The organism is Clostridium cellulovorans 743B, assembly GCF_000145275.1.
Lineage (GTDB): Bacteria > Bacillota > Clostridia > Clostridiales > Clostridiaceae > Clostridium_K > Clostridium_K cellulovorans.
In genome coordinates this window covers 1195183-1215386 of sequence record NC_014393.1, presented here as the reverse complement: position 1 = coordinate 1215386, position 20204 = coordinate 1195183, and the positions used below count along the sequence as shown (strand labels likewise).

Here is a 20204-nt window from a genome sequence, read left to right as displayed (position 1 = left end):
TATTAATTATATAGGATGTTGGATTAAAATTCAAATTTAACCACACATCTATGCAGATTATCTTCAAGAGTTCTCTGTTTTATGATTTTATAGTGTCCTATAAATTAATGATATGTCTTGATAATTAAGTTACTTATGTACATAAATATTCTAAAAATGAAAATAAGATCAAAAAGCAAGTAGACTCCCACAAAATAAATGGTCTACTTGCTTAGTTTTAATTGTTTTATTTTTGCTTAATTCTACTATATTCCTCCATAGTAATGGAAAGCACAGTGCCATGTTTAAAACGATAAGGAAAGCTAAAGCTCTCATCTGAGCGAATAAACTTACCACTATCAATACTATTCGCTATAAATGGAACATAACCTTGACCTTCACCTTGTACACCGAAAAAGTCTATCATCAAACACCATCTTCCATCAGCTAGCTTAAAGGCTGTAGGCGCTTCATAGGCTGGATGACCTAATTTAGCCATTTCCTCATCAAAAGCTTCGATTCTTGAATATGCTCCAGTAAGAGTTTTTCCCTTTTCTAATATGATACCTGTAGGATTTGCCTCACTCTTTAAGAAACGATAAAACATACCATCTTCCTCATAGATTGCAGAATCTATTATTCCACTATCATCTTTTCTGCAAAGAATCTGTGGTTTAGTAAAACTCTGAAAATCCTTTGTACGAGTATAAAAAATTGCCTTATTTCCATAATTATTAGAGGCATGACTTGAAGACCAATGAATTACATAATCATCATTTTTGCTTTCATATATAACATCTGGTGCCCAAATACAGCCAAAATCTTCATCACCTAATTCTATCATCTTCTGCTCTGACCAATTCACAAGGTCGTCGGATTCCCACATTGAAAGATGCTTACTTCCCTCTGTGCCAACATTTATCCAACTGCCCTTATACTTAGTATCAAAACCATTAGCAAGGCTTAGATCTGTAGCGAGAATATAGAACTTACCATTCTTTGTTCTTACAATAGTATGATCACGTACTCCCTTATCCCCTTTTACACTCCATAGAACAGGCTCTCCACCATTTACTTGTTCCCAATTAAATCCGTCAGTACTAACAGCAAAATATACTTGCTCTCCATCAGGGGTACTCTTTTCCTTAAAATGCACAAATAAATATGCGTTCATTTGTTAATCCTCCTAGAGTTTAGATAATTTGAAAACGGTTCTAAACCAGTAGGCTTCTATAATTATATCATAATTTCCTATGTATATAAGTTTGGATAAATACTATTTATAGGTTATATTAATTTTTCAATATATCCATAAAATTTTATGAAGTTTCAGTAATGGAACTTATATATTTGTTTGCTTGTAACTTTATAGTAGCAAGTTTATATATAATTTCTAAGTGTATTTAAAAGTTTCTCATGCTCTCTTTCTATATGGTCAAAATATATAACCTTCATTCCCATACTTTCAGGGACAATAAGATTTTTTTCTTGGTTATCAATAAATACACATTGATCAGCCTCCATCTTCAAAGACTCTATGGTTTTTAAGAAAATTTCATTATGACTTTTTCCAGAACCAACCTCAGCTGAGACAGTAATAGCATCAAAAATATTATTCCAACCATAGTATCTAATAATACTATCCATACGATCTTTTTTATTGTCAGTGACTATTCCTACCTTATAACCTTCTTCTTTGAATTTATTTACAATCTCCATCATCTGATTATCTATAGGAGTATTTATAAAAGATTCATACAAAATATCTATATCAATTTCCATACCTAGCTCTTCACATAGCTTGCCCCAAATCTCTTTATGCCTAATCTTTCCCTTCTGAAGATCTTTATTGTATCTATAATATTCTTTTTTAAATAGTTCTAAATCCACCCCAGTTTTTTTACAAATATAATTTCATATGGATTGGGATCCAGTTGCATCGGTAGTTAGTACACCATCAAAATCAAACAAAATTGCTTTAATCATACCAATCACTTCCTATTAAATAAATAATTACTTCTCTATCATTGTATCACCTTTATTCACTGATATATATTATCGATATAGTTTCTATTCCAATATAATTCTTTAATTGACCAAAAGGCTGTCTAGGAGTAGAAAATAACTTCTATTCTGAAACAGTATTTATTGGTATTATAGATATTTTTCAGTGTTACCTAAAGAAAAAGGGATGTCTTAAAATGATTTTTTAATCATTTTAAGACATCCCTTTTCAGTAATAATTTAAACATTCTTCAAGTTATACTGTATAAAAACTTTGTAAAAAAATTTTCATTCCTTACATTAACTACTTGACTCCTACTATGTCCTTTATAGATGGATTTCCACCCTCAAGGATATTTCTTGTTCTTAATCCGATTAATGGATTAATTTCTGGATGAGTCAAAATATAAAACTTCTCTTCCTCAATGGCTTCAAATATAGTTGCTCCAACCATATCTACTGGAATACCATTTTGGATAACCTTATGTTTCTGTTCCTCTTTTGCCTTATAGGAATCACTGTGATAATATTCATCCTCCATATCATTATCATAATCCTTTGGTCTATGCCTTTCACAATTATTTAAATCTGTTTGTATAAAGCCTGGACAAAATACCGACATTTTTATTTTATCTGTTACACATTGAAGATCTAGATAAGTAGATTCAGAAAGAGCAACTGCTGCAAATTTTGAGGTATGGTATGCCGACATCCCATCTAAGCTCAAAAGTCCAGCTGCAGAAGCTGTATTTATAATATGGCATTCTGTATCTTGCTTCAACATTATTGGAATAAAAGCTTTTTCCCCATGAATAATTCCCCATACGTTAACTTTCATAATCCATTCCCAATCTCTTAAGGATAATGACCAAGCTGGTCCTGCAACTACAACTCCAGCATTATTAAATAATAAATCTACATGTCCAAATCTTTCAAGTGTTTTATCCGCAAGCCTCTCCATATCCTCATACTTTATCACATCTGTCTGCAAAGCTAATACCTCAGCACCTTGCGCTTTAAGCTTTTCTTCTGCTTTCTTTAAATCCAATTCATTGATATCGGCTATTACTATCTTAATTTCTCTCTTTGCACATTCCTCAGCTATTGCAAAGCCAATGCCATTTGCTCCTCCTGTAATAACCGCTACTTTACCTTTAAAATCTTTCATATACTGCCTTCAATGAGAGAAAGAAATATAAATATCAAACTCCCACTAAAGTTCACCTCCCTAATATATCTAATAAAAAACGTCTTTCCTCAATTACATTAATTCATTTTATGCTATTGTGTTCCCCATCTTCTTCACTATAATAATCCAATTAACCCAACTTTTATACATTCATTTCAATGAAAATGTAAAAAATTTATACATTTATCCCAAAGTGTCTAAAGGCTAACCTAAGCATAAACATTTTCCTATATATAAGTTCCGCTTAAAAACCTACATTGCTCTCATAAAGGTTATATGAATTTAATGTAAACCCATTATATGCATTTATTATTCTTACATTATTAGGGCTTATATACACTATTATGATTACTTGCAATAAAAAAAGAGCACCCAATCTCTTTAGATTTAGTACTCTATCTTCCTTAATATTTTTAATTACCTTTAAGGCTTATCTAATTTTTTATCAATTAAATACCAAGAATTATCTTTTTCTTAGCAGCAAATTCTTCTTCGGTAATTGCACCCATGTCTAATAATTCTTTAAGCTTTAAAATCTCAGTTGCTGAATCATTAATTGTTCCTGGAGAACCTTGATAAGTTGTTGCATTACTTGATACTTGTCCACCGCTAATCGCTTCATTTATTTTATTATTAATAATTGTAGCTACACTTCTACCTATTTCAATTTTAAAAGTTTTCTTTGAAGTATGTATCTCTATAGTAGCCATTACTGCTCCTGCAGATAAAAAGCAATCGCTTATATTTTTTAATGGAATAGCCTGAACAACTTGTCCGATCATTTTCTTTTGTGCCATAATAAATCTTTTATCAGTAACAACATAAGCAAAATGACCATCATGTTTAGTCATACTTACGAAATTATTAAGTCCGCAAAAACACAATAATACTTCTTCATCTGGATTCAGAGAGTTTTCTATTAATTCAAAGTTCTTTATTGAAGAAGATTTTGTCATTCCTGTCCCATATTTATTATCCACGCAATATTGAAACATGTCATTTGCATTTCTTGAGATTTTCTTTGTTTCATCAACTGAAAATTCTTGGTTAGTGTGATTACTATTTGTATCTTCATTACTTATATATTCATTATTTTCAGATGAATCATCTTTTAAATATACTTTTGCATAAAGCATATCGTATAATTCCTTAAATTCTTGTAAATTCTTTTTCAAAAACATAATTTCATATTTTGCTTTTAGAGTTGTAATCACAACAGCTCCATTTTTTAATATCGTCGGTTCTCTAAAGCTTACGCTTTTGATATCCCCAAATATACACTCTTCTTTTTGAAACGCCTGTTTAATATAAACGTTTTGTCCATCAATGGTTACTTTATTTCCACCATATCCAACATATTCTTTCATTCTTCTTCCCCTTTTCAACAGTGATTTTGTAACTTGCAGTACTCTTTAGTCTGCATTATATAATGCATATACTTATTTATAACATAAATGTATTTATATTAATTATATAGATACAAACTAAGAATTGTCCAATAAAATATCAACTAGCTTTCTTTGCAGTTTCAATTTTTATCTCTGAAGAAGTCTCACTTTCTCCATTCTCATTATTAGAGGTAATCTTGTATTTATATTTTTTACTTGGTGATAATGTTCTATCGATAAAACTATTATTTATACTTTGTCCAATTATGTTATAATAGTTGTTTTCATCATCTGCCCTGTAAATATAATAGTTTCTAACATTCTCAGCTTTGTTCCATCTTATAGTGGCACTTTCAAAAGTAATAGAATCTGCTGATACATTGACCGGAGTAGGAGGAAGCTCCTTTGTAGTTCCACTAGATGGAAATGTTAACTTTCCTTCCTTCCCATCTTTTATCACCGCTACCTTATACCAATATGTAGTTGAAGGCTTTAACTCCTCATCAATAAACTTATTTTCCCTTACAGTACCTATTCTCTCGTATTGACCATCCTTTTCATCGCTTCTATATATACGATAAAATTCTGCATTTTTATGTACATTACAGCTGATTCTAATATTTTTAGCATCGAGGACTTCTATTTTCACTTTCGGTCTTATTCCCCAAGTTATGTAATACAAAAAGGCTATTATTACTAACAACAAGACAATACCTACTTTGACTCTTTTTCTCTTTTTATTCATATAACCTTTTTCTCCTATCCACAATTTTTTCTTCTAAACCTTTTAAATATCCTAATTTACCTTCTTATACAATTTTATAAAGAAAAGCTAATCTACCTTAGACAATCCTATTCTCTAAGCTTCATCATCAAATGTTCTGTTATTCCTTCTTTATATAAACCAGGTATAGCTCCTACCTCAATATATCCAATACTTTCATAGAGTCTTTTAGCATCTACATTAAATTCTCCAACTACCAAAAACAACTTGTTATAATTCTTAAAACACAAATCCTCAAAAAACTGTAGAAGTTTCTTTCCTATACCAGTACCTCTACTTTCTTGGTCTACTGCTATAAGTTGTAGATATGGAGCAGAGTGAAATATCCCATCTATAATAATCCAGATAAATCCTCTACATTTTTGGTTACTATCTATTGCGATATATATTTCTTCCCTTGCAACCCCATCTTCTAAGATCTTTCTTGCAAATCCTTCTTCTTGGAAATGTACTTCACCTAACTTTGAGTTAAGTAATGCTTTTTCACATTCATTTATGTACTCTATGTTCCCTTTAATTATAGTTACTTCCATCTTACAACCCTACCCTTCATTTTGGTATATTATATAAACACTTCCTTACACGTAATTAAAAATTTTACAACCTTCGCCAAGTTTTTATAGATAATATTTATATTTATACTATATACTTCCATCTGGCACATTTCAAGCACATTCTCAAGTATTTGAATCATTCAGCAAATACTATTTCTTTCACTAAGAAGTTTGGATATCTCTAAAAGAGAAACTTGCTGAAGCCAAGTAAGGGATTGCTAAAATAACCAAGCTAGAGAAGAACATAATAAAAAAGATGATTCCAGTTTACTACCAGAACACTAAAAATTTATAATTTTTTAGTGCTCTCGTTTATTACAGAAATCATCTTCTCAAATTTAACAATTAATCACTTTCTTACTTTTGTTCACGTTTATATTCTAAGATATCTCCTGGTTGACAATCTAATACATCACAAATAGCATCAAGGGTAGAAAATCGTATTGCACTTACTTTCCCAGTTTTTATATTGGAAAGATTAACATTTGCAATTCCAACCTTTTCAGCTAGCTCATTCAAAGATATCTTACGGTCTGCCATCATTCGGTCAAGTCTTAATATAATAGCCATAGTTCCTCCTTAAAGTGTTTCATCAGATTGCTTTTGAAGTTCTATTCCATATTCAAATGTTAAAGCAATACAAAAAACAACCAATCCTAAAACAAAGAATACACCACCGAAAAATGAGAATGCAGCTATTCTTTGACCATTTTCCAAAATCACAGGACGTATTGTATTAATAATTTTCTGTGCAATAATATGTACTGGTTCAAATATCATGAGAAGTCCAGCTGCCACCTTTAACATTTTTACATTTTTACTACTGAAAGGGGTGTAATCCTTTCCTATAGATTTTAACAACCTAGAAGCTACAACTAAAACAGCGATTATAAGCAATGCATTGATAGAAGAAATACCTACTGCAATTATCTCTTTTAACAATCCATTGTTGTTATTAATTACGAAACTTGTAGCTGTAGTATATAACATAGCTACGACAAGCACAATAATTAACCCTCTAACAACCATCATCATTGCTTTACTAATTTTTTTTATTTTGATAATATTCTGATTCATAAAACGAACCTCCTTTATTAATATATCCTTATCATAGCACTATTTTTAATATTTTACAATAACATTTTAACGATAAACATTAAATTTTCTATATATAACATTAAATAATCTATAGATACAGGTACATTAAGGTGAATTGTAACACGAGTTTCCCATTTGTAGCCCAAGAATCCCATTTTGAAAATGAAGTTCTCCTTTTGTAAGCGAAAGTCCCATTTTGAAAACAAATATCCAATTTTGTAATCCAAAATCCCGGTTAACATACTGTTTTTTCAGGAATTTTGCTATAATTATCTTACTGACATTTAAAAAAGTGCATGCCAAATAGAAGGTCGATCTTCGGTCGATTTTTTGTAATCGGAAAATCCACCCCTGCTGTAGTCATATATAAGGTAAGGTTTGCCGGTAGCCACTACTTATTTATATGTTATTTTTTGAGAAGTGCTGGTTTTAGAATGATTTCCTCAGCTGCTACTGAGAAACAATCTAACCTGTGTAGTAAATCTTCTCCATAGTAAAAGCTGAACGCCTGGAATGGACTCCTGTTGTTCAGCTTTTTTCTTTTGTATGAATTTATATGGTTCATCATAAGACATATGTCTTTTTGGTCTAAAAGCTCAAAAGTAGTCCCTTTAGGGAGAATTCTTCGAACTAACTCATGATTTACCTCTATGGAGCCCTTTTGATAAGGGCTGCTTGGATCACAATAAAACACATAAGTTCTTCTAAGTCCATCAGGTCCAAATTCAATGGCTTTCGGATTGGAGAACTCACTGCCATTATCCGTAAGGATGACTGGAAACAAATTCTTAAACTCTGTTTTTCCTATTACCTGATAAATATGTTCAAAAACATCAATAACCGACTGTGAGGTATTTGAATCACGCACGAACGCCAACATAAGACTAGTATTCACAAAGTGAATGGTTAATAGGACATTTCCACCTTTGCTTCCTATAACGGAATCCATTTGTACAATAGAAAGCTCTGGATTCTTTTCCATAAAGGCTTGAAAATCTTTGTAATTCCGGCCTATACGGCATCCTTTATCAACTTTGAATTCTGATTTCTTGTAGCGTGGTCGATATTTTACCTTGCGTGGTAAGTCAATGTTTCGTACATCAAAGAGGCATGCATCTATGTAGTTATAGAGTGTCTTTTCACTACACATGAGCTCATTTATATGATCGATATATATCTGGTGTATCGATTGACCTTGTTTAATCAGTGGTGAAATCAAAGTATTCAGTCTTGCAAGCTCCGCTTCACTTGAGAGAATTCCACTCCTTGCATCTGATATGTTTTCTTCAAAGGCGGTCTGGGCATCATCTGCATAATACATCATTTTTTTAAGAGTACATCTGTTAAGCTGTCCACACCCATTACAAACATAAGGTGGTTTAAAACTACTTGAACAGATTTCTTCTTCAAACTCTGAACAAAGATCATTGCAGTTGCAACAAATCTTACAGTACTGTGCTGAAGGATGAGTACACTCTTCTTTTTTGCATATACGTTTTAGTTTGCAGCTTGAGCGGCGTTTACAGGTATTGTATGGCCACCCACTGTATCCAGTTTTTATTTCAGTTGCATGCTTCTTTATCTCCTTGGCGATAGTAGTACGATCTTTCTTAACTATCTTGCCAATTGCTCCAAAAGAAAGATTTTCTTTTAAACACGCCTGAATATCAAGGCGTTCTTCGTAAGTTAAATATTTAGACATGATTATCTCCTTATCCGCCACCAGCATAACAAGGATAGCAATCATGTTAAACTATTTCAATCATCAAACAAAAGAAGACCAACCATTAACATTGATTAGTCTTCTAGCATTACTATTTGTAAAGGAAAAATCTATACACCCTTTATCAATACAAACTATATTAATCCTACTAGAAACAAGCCTAATAGCATGGATTTTCATTTTACAATTAAGGCAGGTACATTAAGCAAATTAGAATGCGAGATGGTGAAAGAAACACCATATGACACTTTGTAAATTTAAAATCAACTTTTGCAACTGACAATTGAATATTTGTAAAAGAAATGCCACCTTTATATTCGAAATGTAGGTTTCAACACAATGTCTCCATCAGCAACTCTTTTAAGATATATATTCTAAACCTAGAAAAACAAAAAAGACTGGTATAATCCAATCTTATTGTAAGCCAAGGTGCAACCAATATTAAATTTAAGAATTAATACTCGGTTTGGAATCAGAAGGATTACATTTCTAATATTCTGTTAGTTTTGAACCATCAAAGAAATTTTTATTTTTACCATTGTTCCATTTTCTATAGTTATTGCCCCTTCATGTTCCTTAATAATTTCCTTACATAAATATAGCCCTAAGCCCCTACTGTCCCTATTATTAGTCTTACTATGCTTTATAAAAGGATCGAATATATTATTAAACACTTCCTCAGGAATTGGTTCACTTTTTACATCCTCTGTTAATACAATTGTTTTTTCTTTGCTTCCACATCCTGAAACACTTATTATCATTGTTGCTATTAAGATTAATGAAACTATAGATTTTCTTTTCATATAATTATCTCTCCTTGTATTTGGTATGTATAAATATTACCACAAGGATTTTTCCAAAATTAATGAACTTGTTGCCAAGTTGTTTCCGCCTAAAAAATTTTTTATATATTTTTTTATCTTATCAATGTAGTTTTTAAGACTAAATATAATACTTTCCTTTATATTTACCCAAGCCAAGTTCCATTAAATTACCAAAAAAGTTTTATCTACCATAAACACACCTATTATATATTAAATATAAACTTTTTATCTATCATGTTGAACCACAAAAATTCAACATATTTCGAATTATATAAAGAGAAATATTTTTTAAACTATCAATTCTAGGGGGAATGGAAATGAAAAAGATTATGAAATTATCTACTACAGCGATAGCACTTACTTCTTTATTAGTAACACCTAGTATTAAAGTGTGTGCTGAAACAACTACACCTGTAGCTGAAACCAATGATGATTGGCTTCATGTGGAAGGTACAAATATTGTAGACAAGTATGGCAATAAAGTTTGGTTAACTGGTGCAAACTGGTTTGGCTTTAACTGCAGAGAAAGGATGTTTTTAGATTCTTATCACAGCAACATAATAGCCGATATAGAAATGGTTGCTGATAAGGGTATAAACGTTGTTAGAATGCCAATAGCCACAGACCTATTGTACGCTTGGAGCAAAGGGGAATATCCAGAATCAACAGATACCAGTTATAATAATGCATCTTTGGCTGGACTAAATAGCTTTCAATTATTTAACTTTATGCTACAAAATTTCAAAAGAGTTGGAATAAAAGTAATAGTGGATGTACATAGTGCAGAAACAGATAACATGGGGCATAGCTATCCTCTTTGGTATAAAGGAGCTATAACAGAAGATGTCTTTAAATCTTCTTGGGTATGGTTTGCTGATCAATACAAAAATGACGACACTATTATAGGTTTTGATTTAAAAAATGAGCCTCACACAAATCCTGGTGATGCAAAAAACTTATCTCAATGTGCTATTTGGGACGACTCCACTAAAGCAAATAACTGGAAAAGAGTAGCTCAAGAAACAGCTTTAGATATAATGAATGTACATCCTAATGCCTTGATATTTGTAGAAGGTGTAGAACTTTACCCTAAAGATGGAACCTGGGATGAAGGAACTATCAATACAAGTCCTTGGGCAGGCAACAATGATTATACTAGTAACTGGTGGGGCGGAAATCTAAGAGGTGTAAAAGATTATCCTATTAACCTAGGGGAATACCAAAAACAACTTGTTTATTCACCACATGATTATGGTCCATTAGTATATGAACAATCGTGGTTTAAAGGTGATTTTGTTACTGCCGATGATGCTACTGCCAAAACAATATTATATGAAAAGTGTTGGAGAGATAACTGGGCATATATCATGGAAAATGGAACTTCTCCACTACTAATTGGTGAATGGGGTGGCCTAACAGAAGGTACCGATAAACTTCTTGATGTTAACCTTAAATATTTAAGATCCATGAGAGATTATATCATAGCAAATAAATATAAATTACATCATACTTTTTGGTGTATAAACACTGACTCCTCAGATACTGGTGGATTGCTTACTCGTGGCGAGGGAACTGCCTTCCCTGGTGCAAGAGATTTAAAATGGAATGACAATAAGTATGATAACTATCTATTACCTACTTTATGGAGAAATGATGAAGGGAAATTCATCGGCTTAGACCATAAAATACCTTTAGGTAAAAACGGTATAACCTTAGGAACTAGCATTGTCATAAATCCACCTTTACTTGGAGATATAAATAAGGATGGAAAAGTAAATGCTATTGACTTGGCTGTTCTTAAAAAAGCTCTTCTAGGTACTGGTACAACTCCAGACTTAGCTGTTGCAGATATGAATAATGATGGGAAAATAAATGCTATTGATTTAGCTGTTCTTAAGAAAAAACTTTTAAGCTAACCTTAAAATAAAATGCCCCCTTGTTAGACATTTAAAATGATGAAACTGTCTACTCAAGGGGGCTATTTTTCTATGCTTCTTTTGGGAATTTTGTTCTTGTTCCAGCTATGTATTGATTTATGTAGATTGCATCCATACCATCTATTCTGTTATTTCCATCTACATCTGCTACCCACATTTTGTCTTCCACTGGAAAACTTGTAATATTGCTTAATATATAACTTTTTAACATGTTTGTATCATCAGTATTTATAGTGCCATCGCCATTTACATCACCTATCTTAAAGTTCATTGTATATGTAGAACTTACTGTATTTGAATCTGGAATTCCTGTTTTTATAGCTTTTGCTTTTATTGTTTTTGTTCCACCTATTGAAATAGGTGAAGTATATACTTCTGATGTTGAAGTTGGCTCTGTACCATCAATAGTATAAACAATCGTTGCTCCTGGAGTTCCACAACTTATATTTAATGTTTGTACTGAAGTATATGTACCTGTTCCAACACTAAAAGTTGGTGTTTTAATAAAAGCTTTAACTGTCAATGGAATACTAGCATTTGATATTGTACCGTCTTCAAGTACAGATCTTACTGTATATATATAGTCACTATCTCCTGTTACTTCTGAATCTGTATAGCTTGTACTACTGGTTGTTCCTACTAAAGAACCATCCCTATATACTTGGTAACTAACTATATTAGCCACACCTAAAGAATTATCCCAACCTATAGTGACACTGTTTTCTGGTGTATCCTTTAAGGATACGTTAAGTGGCATTATCTCCTTTGGAAAATATCCAAAATTCTCCCCTTCAGTTCTACATTGCTTTATTAAAACATAGTCATCATTGTTAATTAAACCATCTCCAGTTACATCTCCACCCCATAAATCATCATCAATAGGTAAATCATAGTTTGGATCTTCTATACGTTTTTGTATTATATAATCACTGATACTGATTTTGCCATCTCCATTTACATCCCCAATAATTGATCTTATCCTATAATTTTGGTTAATTGTATCAGAATTTGTCATATCTACTTTTGTAGCCTTTGCTGTTACTGTAATATTTCCAATTATATTTATTGGTCCAGTATATTGAAACCATTCTCCAGGAGTTTGGCCAAATGTCAACCTATAACTTATATTTGCACCTTCTGTTGCAGAACTTATAGTAAGTATTTTTCCTTGTTTATAATTACCTTCTGCAAGACTTAATACTGGGTTTGCCACTGGAGGTTGTATTTTGTAATCACCAGTAATAACATACGAATCTGTCATTCCTGCTTTCATTGCAATTGCTTTGATAGTCATATCATCTGCTACTGTTATAGGACCCGTGTACTCAGTTGAAGTTTCTGTTGGTGTTGATCCATCAGTTGTATATCTTATTTTAGCACCAATTGTAAAACAATTTATTGATACAGTTTGTTGAGTCGAATATGTACCATTCAAGATATTGAAATATGGAATTCCAATTCTTTCTAGTTCTACTGGTACTTGAACTGATGAATTAAACTCGTAGAAATTATTTTCCGATCCCACCATAGTATATATTTTATTATTACATACTATAGCTTTATTAGTGGTTGCAATTCCTGGCACCTCTGATACTTTTGTCCAAGAGTTGCTAGTAGGCTTATACTCATATATTTCTTGAACAAGGTATTTGGAGTCTCCAAAGAAATAGATTTTGCCCTCTAAATTAATTATTGGTTGGCCTCCATAAAATGAGATATTTTCAGGTATATCTCCTAGTACTGAGCTCTTGTTAAGTATTGGATCAAACACTTCAATAGTTTTAATTTCATTAACTCCGTACTGTCCCTTAAAGATATATATTTTTCCATTTGCTGCTACAGAATCTGCATATGTTCTGCTTACATTAAGCTCTGCTTTAGTCACCCAACTATCCGTTTGAGGATTATATTCATGTATCACTCTATTATAATCAGGTGAATTAGTATCTCTATATCCACCTATTAAGTATATCTTACCATTGCATTCCACAATAGATGAACCAGATATTTCTTCTTCCAAAAATGCCTTTGTGTAATCCCAAGTTTTAGTTGCTATATCATAAACATACATTTTGTAAATTGGTTTGCTTAATAGTGCTTCATCAGTTTTGAAAACATATATTTTGCCATTGTATCCAACCATTCTACATCTAACATTTAATTCTGGCCAAGTTGTAGAATCATAAATACTCCATTGATTATTAATAGAATCATACTGTACTAAGTTGTGATTGGACATATCATACATATATATTTTATTATCATAAGTAATCAGATCTTTGTTATAATTATCATTGCTAGTATAAGGATTTCCATTTTTCAAATTCCATTTATTTGTTACAGCACTAGTAGTGCCTAATGCATGATCAACATATAAAGTTATAGATCCTCCATTTACTTGTGAATTAGTTGTAGTGCAAGAAAACTCTTTTCCTTCTTTTGTAAAGTCTACTACTTTGAAATTGATATTTGTTCCAGCAATATCATCATTATTGATATCAGTTATTCGTACATACCATCTTTTTGTGACATCGCTTAAATTTCCTTGCTTTATAAGGTCAGAATAATCAAGTACAATAGTTCCCTGTGTTTCAGTACCGCTTGAACCATCAAAAGAATAGGCTCCTGTATCCTTATTTACTGTAATAGGTGCCCATGTTATTTCTGAATCTGGTGCCGTTACATCTGAATAACCAATCTCATATCTTAATTGGTTTCTTTCTTTGTGCATAACATTAATACAAGCAATTAAAGATGGGGAATTTGTTGTTTTAGCTGTAATCCAATAGAAAGTATTAAAAATACTATCTCTTTGGTGTTGTGCTTCTGGTGCCCCTAATACAGAAGACACTTTGTTAATTGCATCATAAGATACCCAAATGAAGCCATCACTATTATATACATTGGTATTTGTATTCGGATCTACTCCCCAAGTACTTCCCCATGAATTTGCTATTTTAAATGCTCCCTTTTCTCCAACATCCATTTGTCCATTGCTATTTATATCTACCCATATATTATCGTTATAGCCAACTACAATCATACCATGTCCATTAGTTCCACTATAATCTTCAATATATGCACAAGCTCTTCCAACATATTTATCATCTTCACTAGTTAAATCATTATTCGATATAGGTTTATATTTCCAATCTAAAATATCTGTAGTAATCTCAAAAATATATCCATTACTTATTAGTTGTTTAACTTTAGTTAAAGAATCATCTGTTTCATTTTGTATTGGCGTATCTGTTCCATCAGAAATTCTTTCATATCCAGCTTTATCAGCTTTAAAATTCAATGCATTTTTCCAAACATTCTCATTTGTAGCCCATTCTAAGTAATCCTTTTGTGTAATATTGTTTCCATTATACGGGAAATCTTTCCAAGTAGCTATACCTTGCTCTAGAAAAAGCCTATATGCACTAACTTCAGAACTTCCACTATTTACACCTCCATTTATAAGGTTATATGTCCATTTTGGTGAAAACTTCTTTGAATCATCAGTATCATTCTTTACGTCCCACCCTCTTGCCATAGCTGTCATATAAGTAGCTTGATAATATGTAGTTGCAAATGAAGCGCAACTTCCTATTTCTCCTTGGCTACGGATTTCAGGAAAAAATGGAAGTTCTGAATTGTCCACACTATTTGGAAGATACGAAGCCTCAATAGTCGTAGAAGTACTACTTTCTCCTGTAATACTTTCTACTGCAGCACTTTCTGTTGTAGAACCACTAGTTGCTGTAGCATTAGCTGTTGCCTTAGCTGTTATTCCTCCACTTGTTGTATCTGCAATAACTTCATCTCCAACTTTTACCGCCTTACTTTCGTCAATTTTGCTTAATCCCTTTTTTTCTCTTACTTCATTGCTTCTCTCTAAACCTAGTTTATTTGGAAGAATAACTTTTGATCTAATCATATTCTCTTCCATCCACTGCTTTTCTTCTTCTGTAAGTGGTTTTGCTCCATTAACGTGTCCATCGTTTTCAACTGCCATTTGAGTTTCTTCAGTTTCTTGCTTGTCCACATTTGTTGTTGCTAAAACACCTTGAAAGTTTGAGAATACTATTGAGAATACAATTGTATATATTCCCAAAACTTTTGTTAATTTTTTAACATTTTTCATTAATGTACCTCCACATAAAAAATAAATTTGTACTGCTGAAAAAAATTTTATCCAATACATTATATAGTAATAATATTGTTTTTATTGTTTATTTTTATTTAAATTATATATATATTGTATAAATTTAATTCATTTTACATTCTATCATCGACTTATTCCTGGGTAAAGCGATATTCTAATTTGTTTATAAATTCGTTATATAATTGTATTTTTATACTAGTTTTTCAATATAATATCTACGTCACAAATCTGAATTGTAAAAAATTGAATATCTAATTATCGAAGACTTGTACATTACTTGCCGATGATATCTTCACTTCAAACTACTACTTCTAATATACAAATAACAAAAGGACTGCAGCACTAGTTATTCACTTCGTGCCACAGCCCTAATCAGCAGTAATTTATTTACTTGTATTCATCTACAACAAAGTCTGATATCATAGAAAACATTACATATTCAACTCTTCTTTTAAATTCACTAGAAACCGGTGGCATTTCAAAGCCGTAATATACCTTTCCAATTCCAGCAGCTCTATCATTATACCAATTTAAAAAATCGTCTAATTTTTCATCAGTTATTGCGTAGGATTTTTTATTACCATTTGTCAGATATATAGTCAATAAAACATCGTTGCTAGTATCGGCTTTTACATTTACTGCGCAGGAGTCACTTAGATTTGTCCCATCTATTGTTGTAGCTGTTATTGTTGCGGTTCCGCTTGCTACTGCTGTAATCTTACCAGTAGAATCAACTGTTGCTACTGATGGATTACTTGATGTCCAAATAACCTTCTTATTAGTGGCATTATCTGGTGTCACTGTAGCCAATAAAGTAGCACTTTGTCCACTAATCAAGTCCAATGTCTTGTTATTTAAAGCTATTCCACTAATTAAAATTATCGGTTGCTTTACAGTTACAGTGCAAGAAGTAGTTAAATTAGAGCCATCTTCAGTTGTAGCTGTTATTTTTGCAGTTCCAACTGCTACTGCAGTAACATTACCAGTTGAATCAACTGTTGCTACAGCTGGATTGTCTGATTTCCATAATAAATTCTTATTTGCAGCATTATAAGGTTCTACTGATGCAAATAACTGTTCTTTATCACCAATATTCAATGTGTCTACTGTTTTATTTAATGTAACATTACTAACACTAATAGCTTCCATCATTTCTAATTCATCAATAGAGCTATGAACTTGTCCATCATTGGCGGTTATGTTAATTCTATAATACCTATACTTGGTATTATTAGAAAAAGTAAATTCTCGCTTTTCACCTATACTATCGTCCCAATCTAGCTGATCAATTCTACTATCTATAACTGTCCAGTTTTCATTATCATTAGACCCCTCAAAGGTCCAAGATTTAGGTGAAGAATTATTATCTGGTGCAGTCCTGCTTTTAATAGTATACTTATTTACCTTTTTTTCATTTCCAACTCCAAAGTCTACCTTTAACCACCCTGCTACTGATCCACTAACAGTAGCCCAACAGTTTCCATTAATGCCCTCATAGGGTATATCAAGATTTCTGTTAAATGCTTTCCATGCAATATAATCCACACTCCAGTCACTACTGGAACTAACAGTAACTCCATCTGTTGTATATCCATTCATTTTAGGAATTAAGTTCTCACTATATGTAGTAGTTCCAGTTGTTCCTTCAGCCATAGCATTAGTATAAGTTCCTAAGAACATTCCTAAGAACATAATTAATGCAATGGCTAATTTGTTTATTTTTTTACTTTTCATCATTTTTCCTCCCGTTATATCCATAATTTTATATTATTTACACTTTAAAGTATAAAGATAGTTTTCTTCCTTTTCAACGAAAATGATTTTCTATGATTCTACATATATCTACAGATTCCCAGTAGCCTTAGCCCCTCTTCTATTTATTTATTTATTTATTTATTTATTTATTTGTATAAGTTCCAATAATGTTTCTACCTTTAATCTGCTAGTCCTCATCACTTTTATAAAAGTAACGTAAACTTTTAATCAGGATATATAGCCCTTAGCAATAAACTTTAAATAATAGAATCTCGTATATAATTAGATATTTCATAATATACTATCAATAGACACAAACGAACACTTGTTCTTTTGAAAATATTAGGCTATAATAAAGTTATTAAAATACAAAGATTGGTGATTTAATTATGGAAATAAGTGAAAAGCTAAGAATTTTATCTGGAGCAGCTAAATACGATGTATCCTGCTCATCCTCTGGTTCAAATAGAAGTCCAAAAAAGGGAGCCATTGGTTCTGTTTCCCCAAGCGGTATATGCCATAGCTTTACCCCAGATGGAAGATGTATATCTCTGCTTAAAATACTATTAACAAATTACTGCATATATGATTGCTCCTATTGTATCAATAGAAAATCTAATGATATTGAAAGAGCCTCCTTCACTCCAGAAGAAGTTGTAAACATAACTATGAACTTTTACAGACGTAACTACATAGAAGGCTTATTCTTGAGTTCTTCAATTATTAATAATGCAAACTTCACCATGGAACTGCTAATAAAAGTAGTAGAAAAACTAAGGAATGAGCATAATTTCGGAGGCTATATTCACCTAAAAGCTATTCCTGGAGCAGATGAAGCTCTTATACAAAAGGCTGGCTCTCTTGCAGATAGAATGAGTGTGAATTTAGAATTACCTTCATCAAATTCGCTAAAGCTATTAGCCCCTGATAAAAGTAAAACTGATATTTTGAAGCCAATGGGAGATATAAAGAGGAATATTGCTATCAATAGATATGAGCGTAAAAAGTATAGAAATTCACCTATATTTGTACCTGGTGGACAAAGCACTCAGCTTATCGTTGGAGCTACAAAGGAAAGCGATTTAAATATACTAAATCTTTCAGAAAACTTATACAACAAATTTGATTTAAAAAGGGTTTATTATTCTGCCTATATTCCAGTTAACACTGGGAAAAATCTTCCTGAGCTTAAAGCCCCTCCAACCCTTAGAGAGCATAGGTTATACCAAGGGGATTGGCTTTTACGAGTTTATGGCTTCAAGGCTGAAGAATTGTTAAACGAAAAGAACCCTAATTTTGATATAAACTTTGACCCTAAAACCACTTATGCTTTAAATAATATGGATTTATTTCCTGTTGAAATCAACAAAGCACCTTATAAAACCCTTATAAGAATTCCTGGAATCGGAATACGAGGAGCTCAAAAAATAGTAAGCGCCCGTAGAGTTAATTCCTTAGATTTTTGCGACTTAAAGAAGCTTGGGGTAGTCCTTAAACGAGCTCAATATTTCATTACCTGCAAAGGCAAATACTATGGTCAAGTTGCTTTTGATGATGTAGCTATAAAAAAAGTCCTTACTCCTAGAATCGATTTAAATCTAGTGGATCAAGAGGTAGAGCAATTAAGCTTTTTTGATAATACCGATATCTTCGACAGTACATTTTTAAACAACGACCTAAGCAATACTAATTTTATTGAGGATAACAGCAGTAAACTACTCCTTCCTAAGGGCTCTTCAACTAATAAATTGCTACTATTAAATGATAAATCCAGTTCATTAACAGGTGAATTATAGAACTCCTTCTTTAAATAATTATAACAACATTCTAATTACAATTAGGATTATCCTTATAGATATTCAAAATAAAGACTTTTATTATCCATAAAAGTTTTTATTGATACAACTATTTGATGTTAATAAATTTAGTAATAGGCTGAGGATTGGCTCTGTTTATCTATAGGTCACAGAAGGTTTTCTTAAAAATATAACTTATAGGAGGTTTTTCTAGTTTGAAAGAATTTATATATGATAATAGCTTTGAAGGATTACTTACGGCTGTTTTTTATGCTTATAGCTGCAAAGAAGAAGCTATCATAACAAAAAATAGGGATTATCTTCCCTCTTTGCTTACTGAGATTTCAGAGATATCAACTGAATATGATAAATTTGATAGAGTCTATAAAAGTATAGTAGAAAAACTTGATAATGATACCTTGATGAATGTTTATCATTTGTATCTTAGTGATATTCCCAAATCTGATACTCTCATACTAAACTATATCAAGCTTTGCTATAAGTATGGTACCAGAATAAATTTAGCAAAAAACAATGATGTTATAATTTTAGTTGATAAATACACAAGAAGAGTTTTTGGTGAAGCTCATCTATTAACAGGTCTTGTGAGGTTTCAAGAAATTGCTCCACTTAGCTTTTATGCTTCAATAGAACCTAATCACAATGTTTTGCCATTGATAATAGATCATTTTACAAATAGGTTTTCTGATCAAAATTTTATAATTCACGATTTAAAAAGAGAACTAGCCATTATATACAATAAGAAATCTGCTATTATAAGTAATTTAACAAAAGATGAAGCAAAAGCCTTAGAAGCTTTCACAGGCAACGATGGATTTGAAGGCCTTTGGAAAACCTTTTATAATTCTGTTAATATAGAAGAACGTAAAAACCCTAGACTCCAAGCCCGCTTGATGCCTAGACGGTATTGGAAGCATCTTACGGAACTTAAATAAAAAAATCCACCGCAGCATTGCTTCTGCTGTAGTGGATTTTCTTAATTTAATGTAAAAAACATTATTT

15 protein-coding genes are annotated in these 20204 nt (G+C 31.7%); 3 read left to right on the top strand and 12 right to left on the bottom strand.

The genetic code is table 11. The features are described 5' to 3' along the window. Positions 1-226: 226 nt before the first annotated feature. The 10 genes from CLOCEL_RS04995 to CLOCEL_RS04950 all read right to left on the bottom strand — a co-directional run bounded on the left by CLOCEL_RS04995 (position 227) and on the right by CLOCEL_RS04950 (position 9522). Positions 227-1153: a glycoside hydrolase family 43 protein gene (locus tag CLOCEL_RS04995; RefSeq protein WP_010076395.1), complete on the bottom strand. Its 927-nt coding sequence runs from the start codon at positions 1151-1153 to the stop codon at positions 227-229. 206 nt (positions 1154-1359) lie between these two features. Beyond that, entirely contained in the window at positions 1360-1869 is a 510-nt protein-coding gene (locus CLOCEL_RS04990; RefSeq protein WP_010076396.1) for an HAD family hydrolase, read from the bottom strand. Positions 1870-2287: 418 nt separating this feature from the next. Then, positions 2288-3151 carry an SDR family NAD(P)-dependent oxidoreductase gene (locus CLOCEL_RS04985; RefSeq protein WP_010076397.1) on the bottom strand — a complete coding sequence of 288 codons (864 nt, stop codon included), beginning with the start codon at positions 3149-3151 and terminating at the stop codon, positions 2288-2290. Between the two features lie 470 nt (positions 3152-3621). Beyond that, entirely contained in the window at positions 3622-4539 is a 918-nt protein-coding gene (locus CLOCEL_RS04980) for a PH domain-containing protein (protein WP_010076398.1), read from the bottom strand. Positions 4540-4678: 139 nt separating this feature from the next. Further along, entirely contained in the window at positions 4679-5305 is a 627-nt protein-coding gene (locus CLOCEL_RS04975; protein WP_010076399.1) for a fibronectin type III domain-containing protein, read from the bottom strand. 107 nt (positions 5306-5412) lie between these two features. Then, positions 5413-5877, bottom strand: a complete 465-nt coding sequence (locus CLOCEL_RS04970) for a GNAT family N-acetyltransferase (RefSeq protein ID WP_010076400.1) — start codon at positions 5875-5877, stop codon at positions 5413-5415. Positions 5878-6255: 378 nt separating this feature from the next. Next, positions 6256-6468, bottom strand: coding sequence for a helix-turn-helix domain-containing protein (locus CLOCEL_RS04965; RefSeq protein ID WP_010076401.1), 213 nt, complete (start codon positions 6466-6468; stop codon positions 6256-6258). A 9-nt stretch (positions 6469-6477) separates the two neighbouring features. Next, positions 6478-6975 carry a DUF2975 domain-containing protein gene (locus CLOCEL_RS04960; RefSeq protein WP_010076402.1) on the bottom strand — a complete coding sequence of 166 codons (498 nt, stop codon included), beginning with the start codon at positions 6973-6975 and terminating at the stop codon, positions 6478-6480. A 427-nt stretch (positions 6976-7402) separates the two neighbouring features. Then, positions 7403-8698 (bottom strand): IS30 family transposase, encoded by a 1296-nt coding sequence (locus CLOCEL_RS04955; RefSeq protein WP_013291633.1) that lies wholly within the window; start codon positions 8696-8698, stop codon positions 7403-7405. Positions 8699-9219: 521 nt separating this feature from the next. Continuing rightward, positions 9220-9522: an ATP-binding protein gene (locus CLOCEL_RS04950; RefSeq protein WP_010076403.1), complete on the bottom strand. Its 303-nt coding sequence runs from the start codon at positions 9520-9522 to the stop codon at positions 9220-9222. A 338-nt stretch (positions 9523-9860) separates the two neighbouring features. Here CLOCEL_RS04950 and CLOCEL_RS04945 point away from each other — a divergent pair, with 338 nt between their 5' ends. Then, on the top strand, positions 9861-11459 hold the full coding sequence (locus CLOCEL_RS04945) for a cellulase family glycosylhydrolase (RefSeq protein ID WP_010076404.1): 1599 nt from the start codon (positions 9861-9863) through the stop codon (positions 11457-11459). Positions 11460-11529: 70 nt separating this feature from the next. Here the strand turns inward: CLOCEL_RS04945 and CLOCEL_RS04940 are convergent, their stop codons facing one another. Then, positions 11530-15609, bottom strand: a complete 4080-nt coding sequence (locus CLOCEL_RS04940) for a chitobiase/beta-hexosaminidase C-terminal domain-containing protein (protein WP_010076405.1) — start codon at positions 15607-15609, stop codon at positions 11530-11532. Positions 15610-16017: 408 nt separating this feature from the next. Further along, positions 16018-17364: an Ig-like domain-containing protein gene (locus CLOCEL_RS04935; protein ID WP_010076406.1), complete on the bottom strand. Its 1347-nt coding sequence runs from the start codon at positions 17362-17364 to the stop codon at positions 16018-16020. 410 nt (positions 17365-17774) lie between these two features. On the opposite strand from CLOCEL_RS04935, the gene CLOCEL_RS04930 reads away from it, so the two are divergent. Beyond that, positions 17775-19181: a putative DNA modification/repair radical SAM protein gene (locus CLOCEL_RS04930; RefSeq protein WP_010076407.1), complete on the top strand. Its 1407-nt coding sequence runs from the start codon at positions 17775-17777 to the stop codon at positions 19179-19181. 215 nt (positions 19182-19396) lie between these two features. Then, a complete protein-coding gene (locus tag CLOCEL_RS04925) occupies positions 19397-20137 on the top strand; it encodes a TIGR03915 family putative DNA repair protein (RefSeq protein WP_010076408.1) in 741 nt (246 codons plus the stop codon). Positions 20138-20204 lie beyond the last annotated feature (67 nt).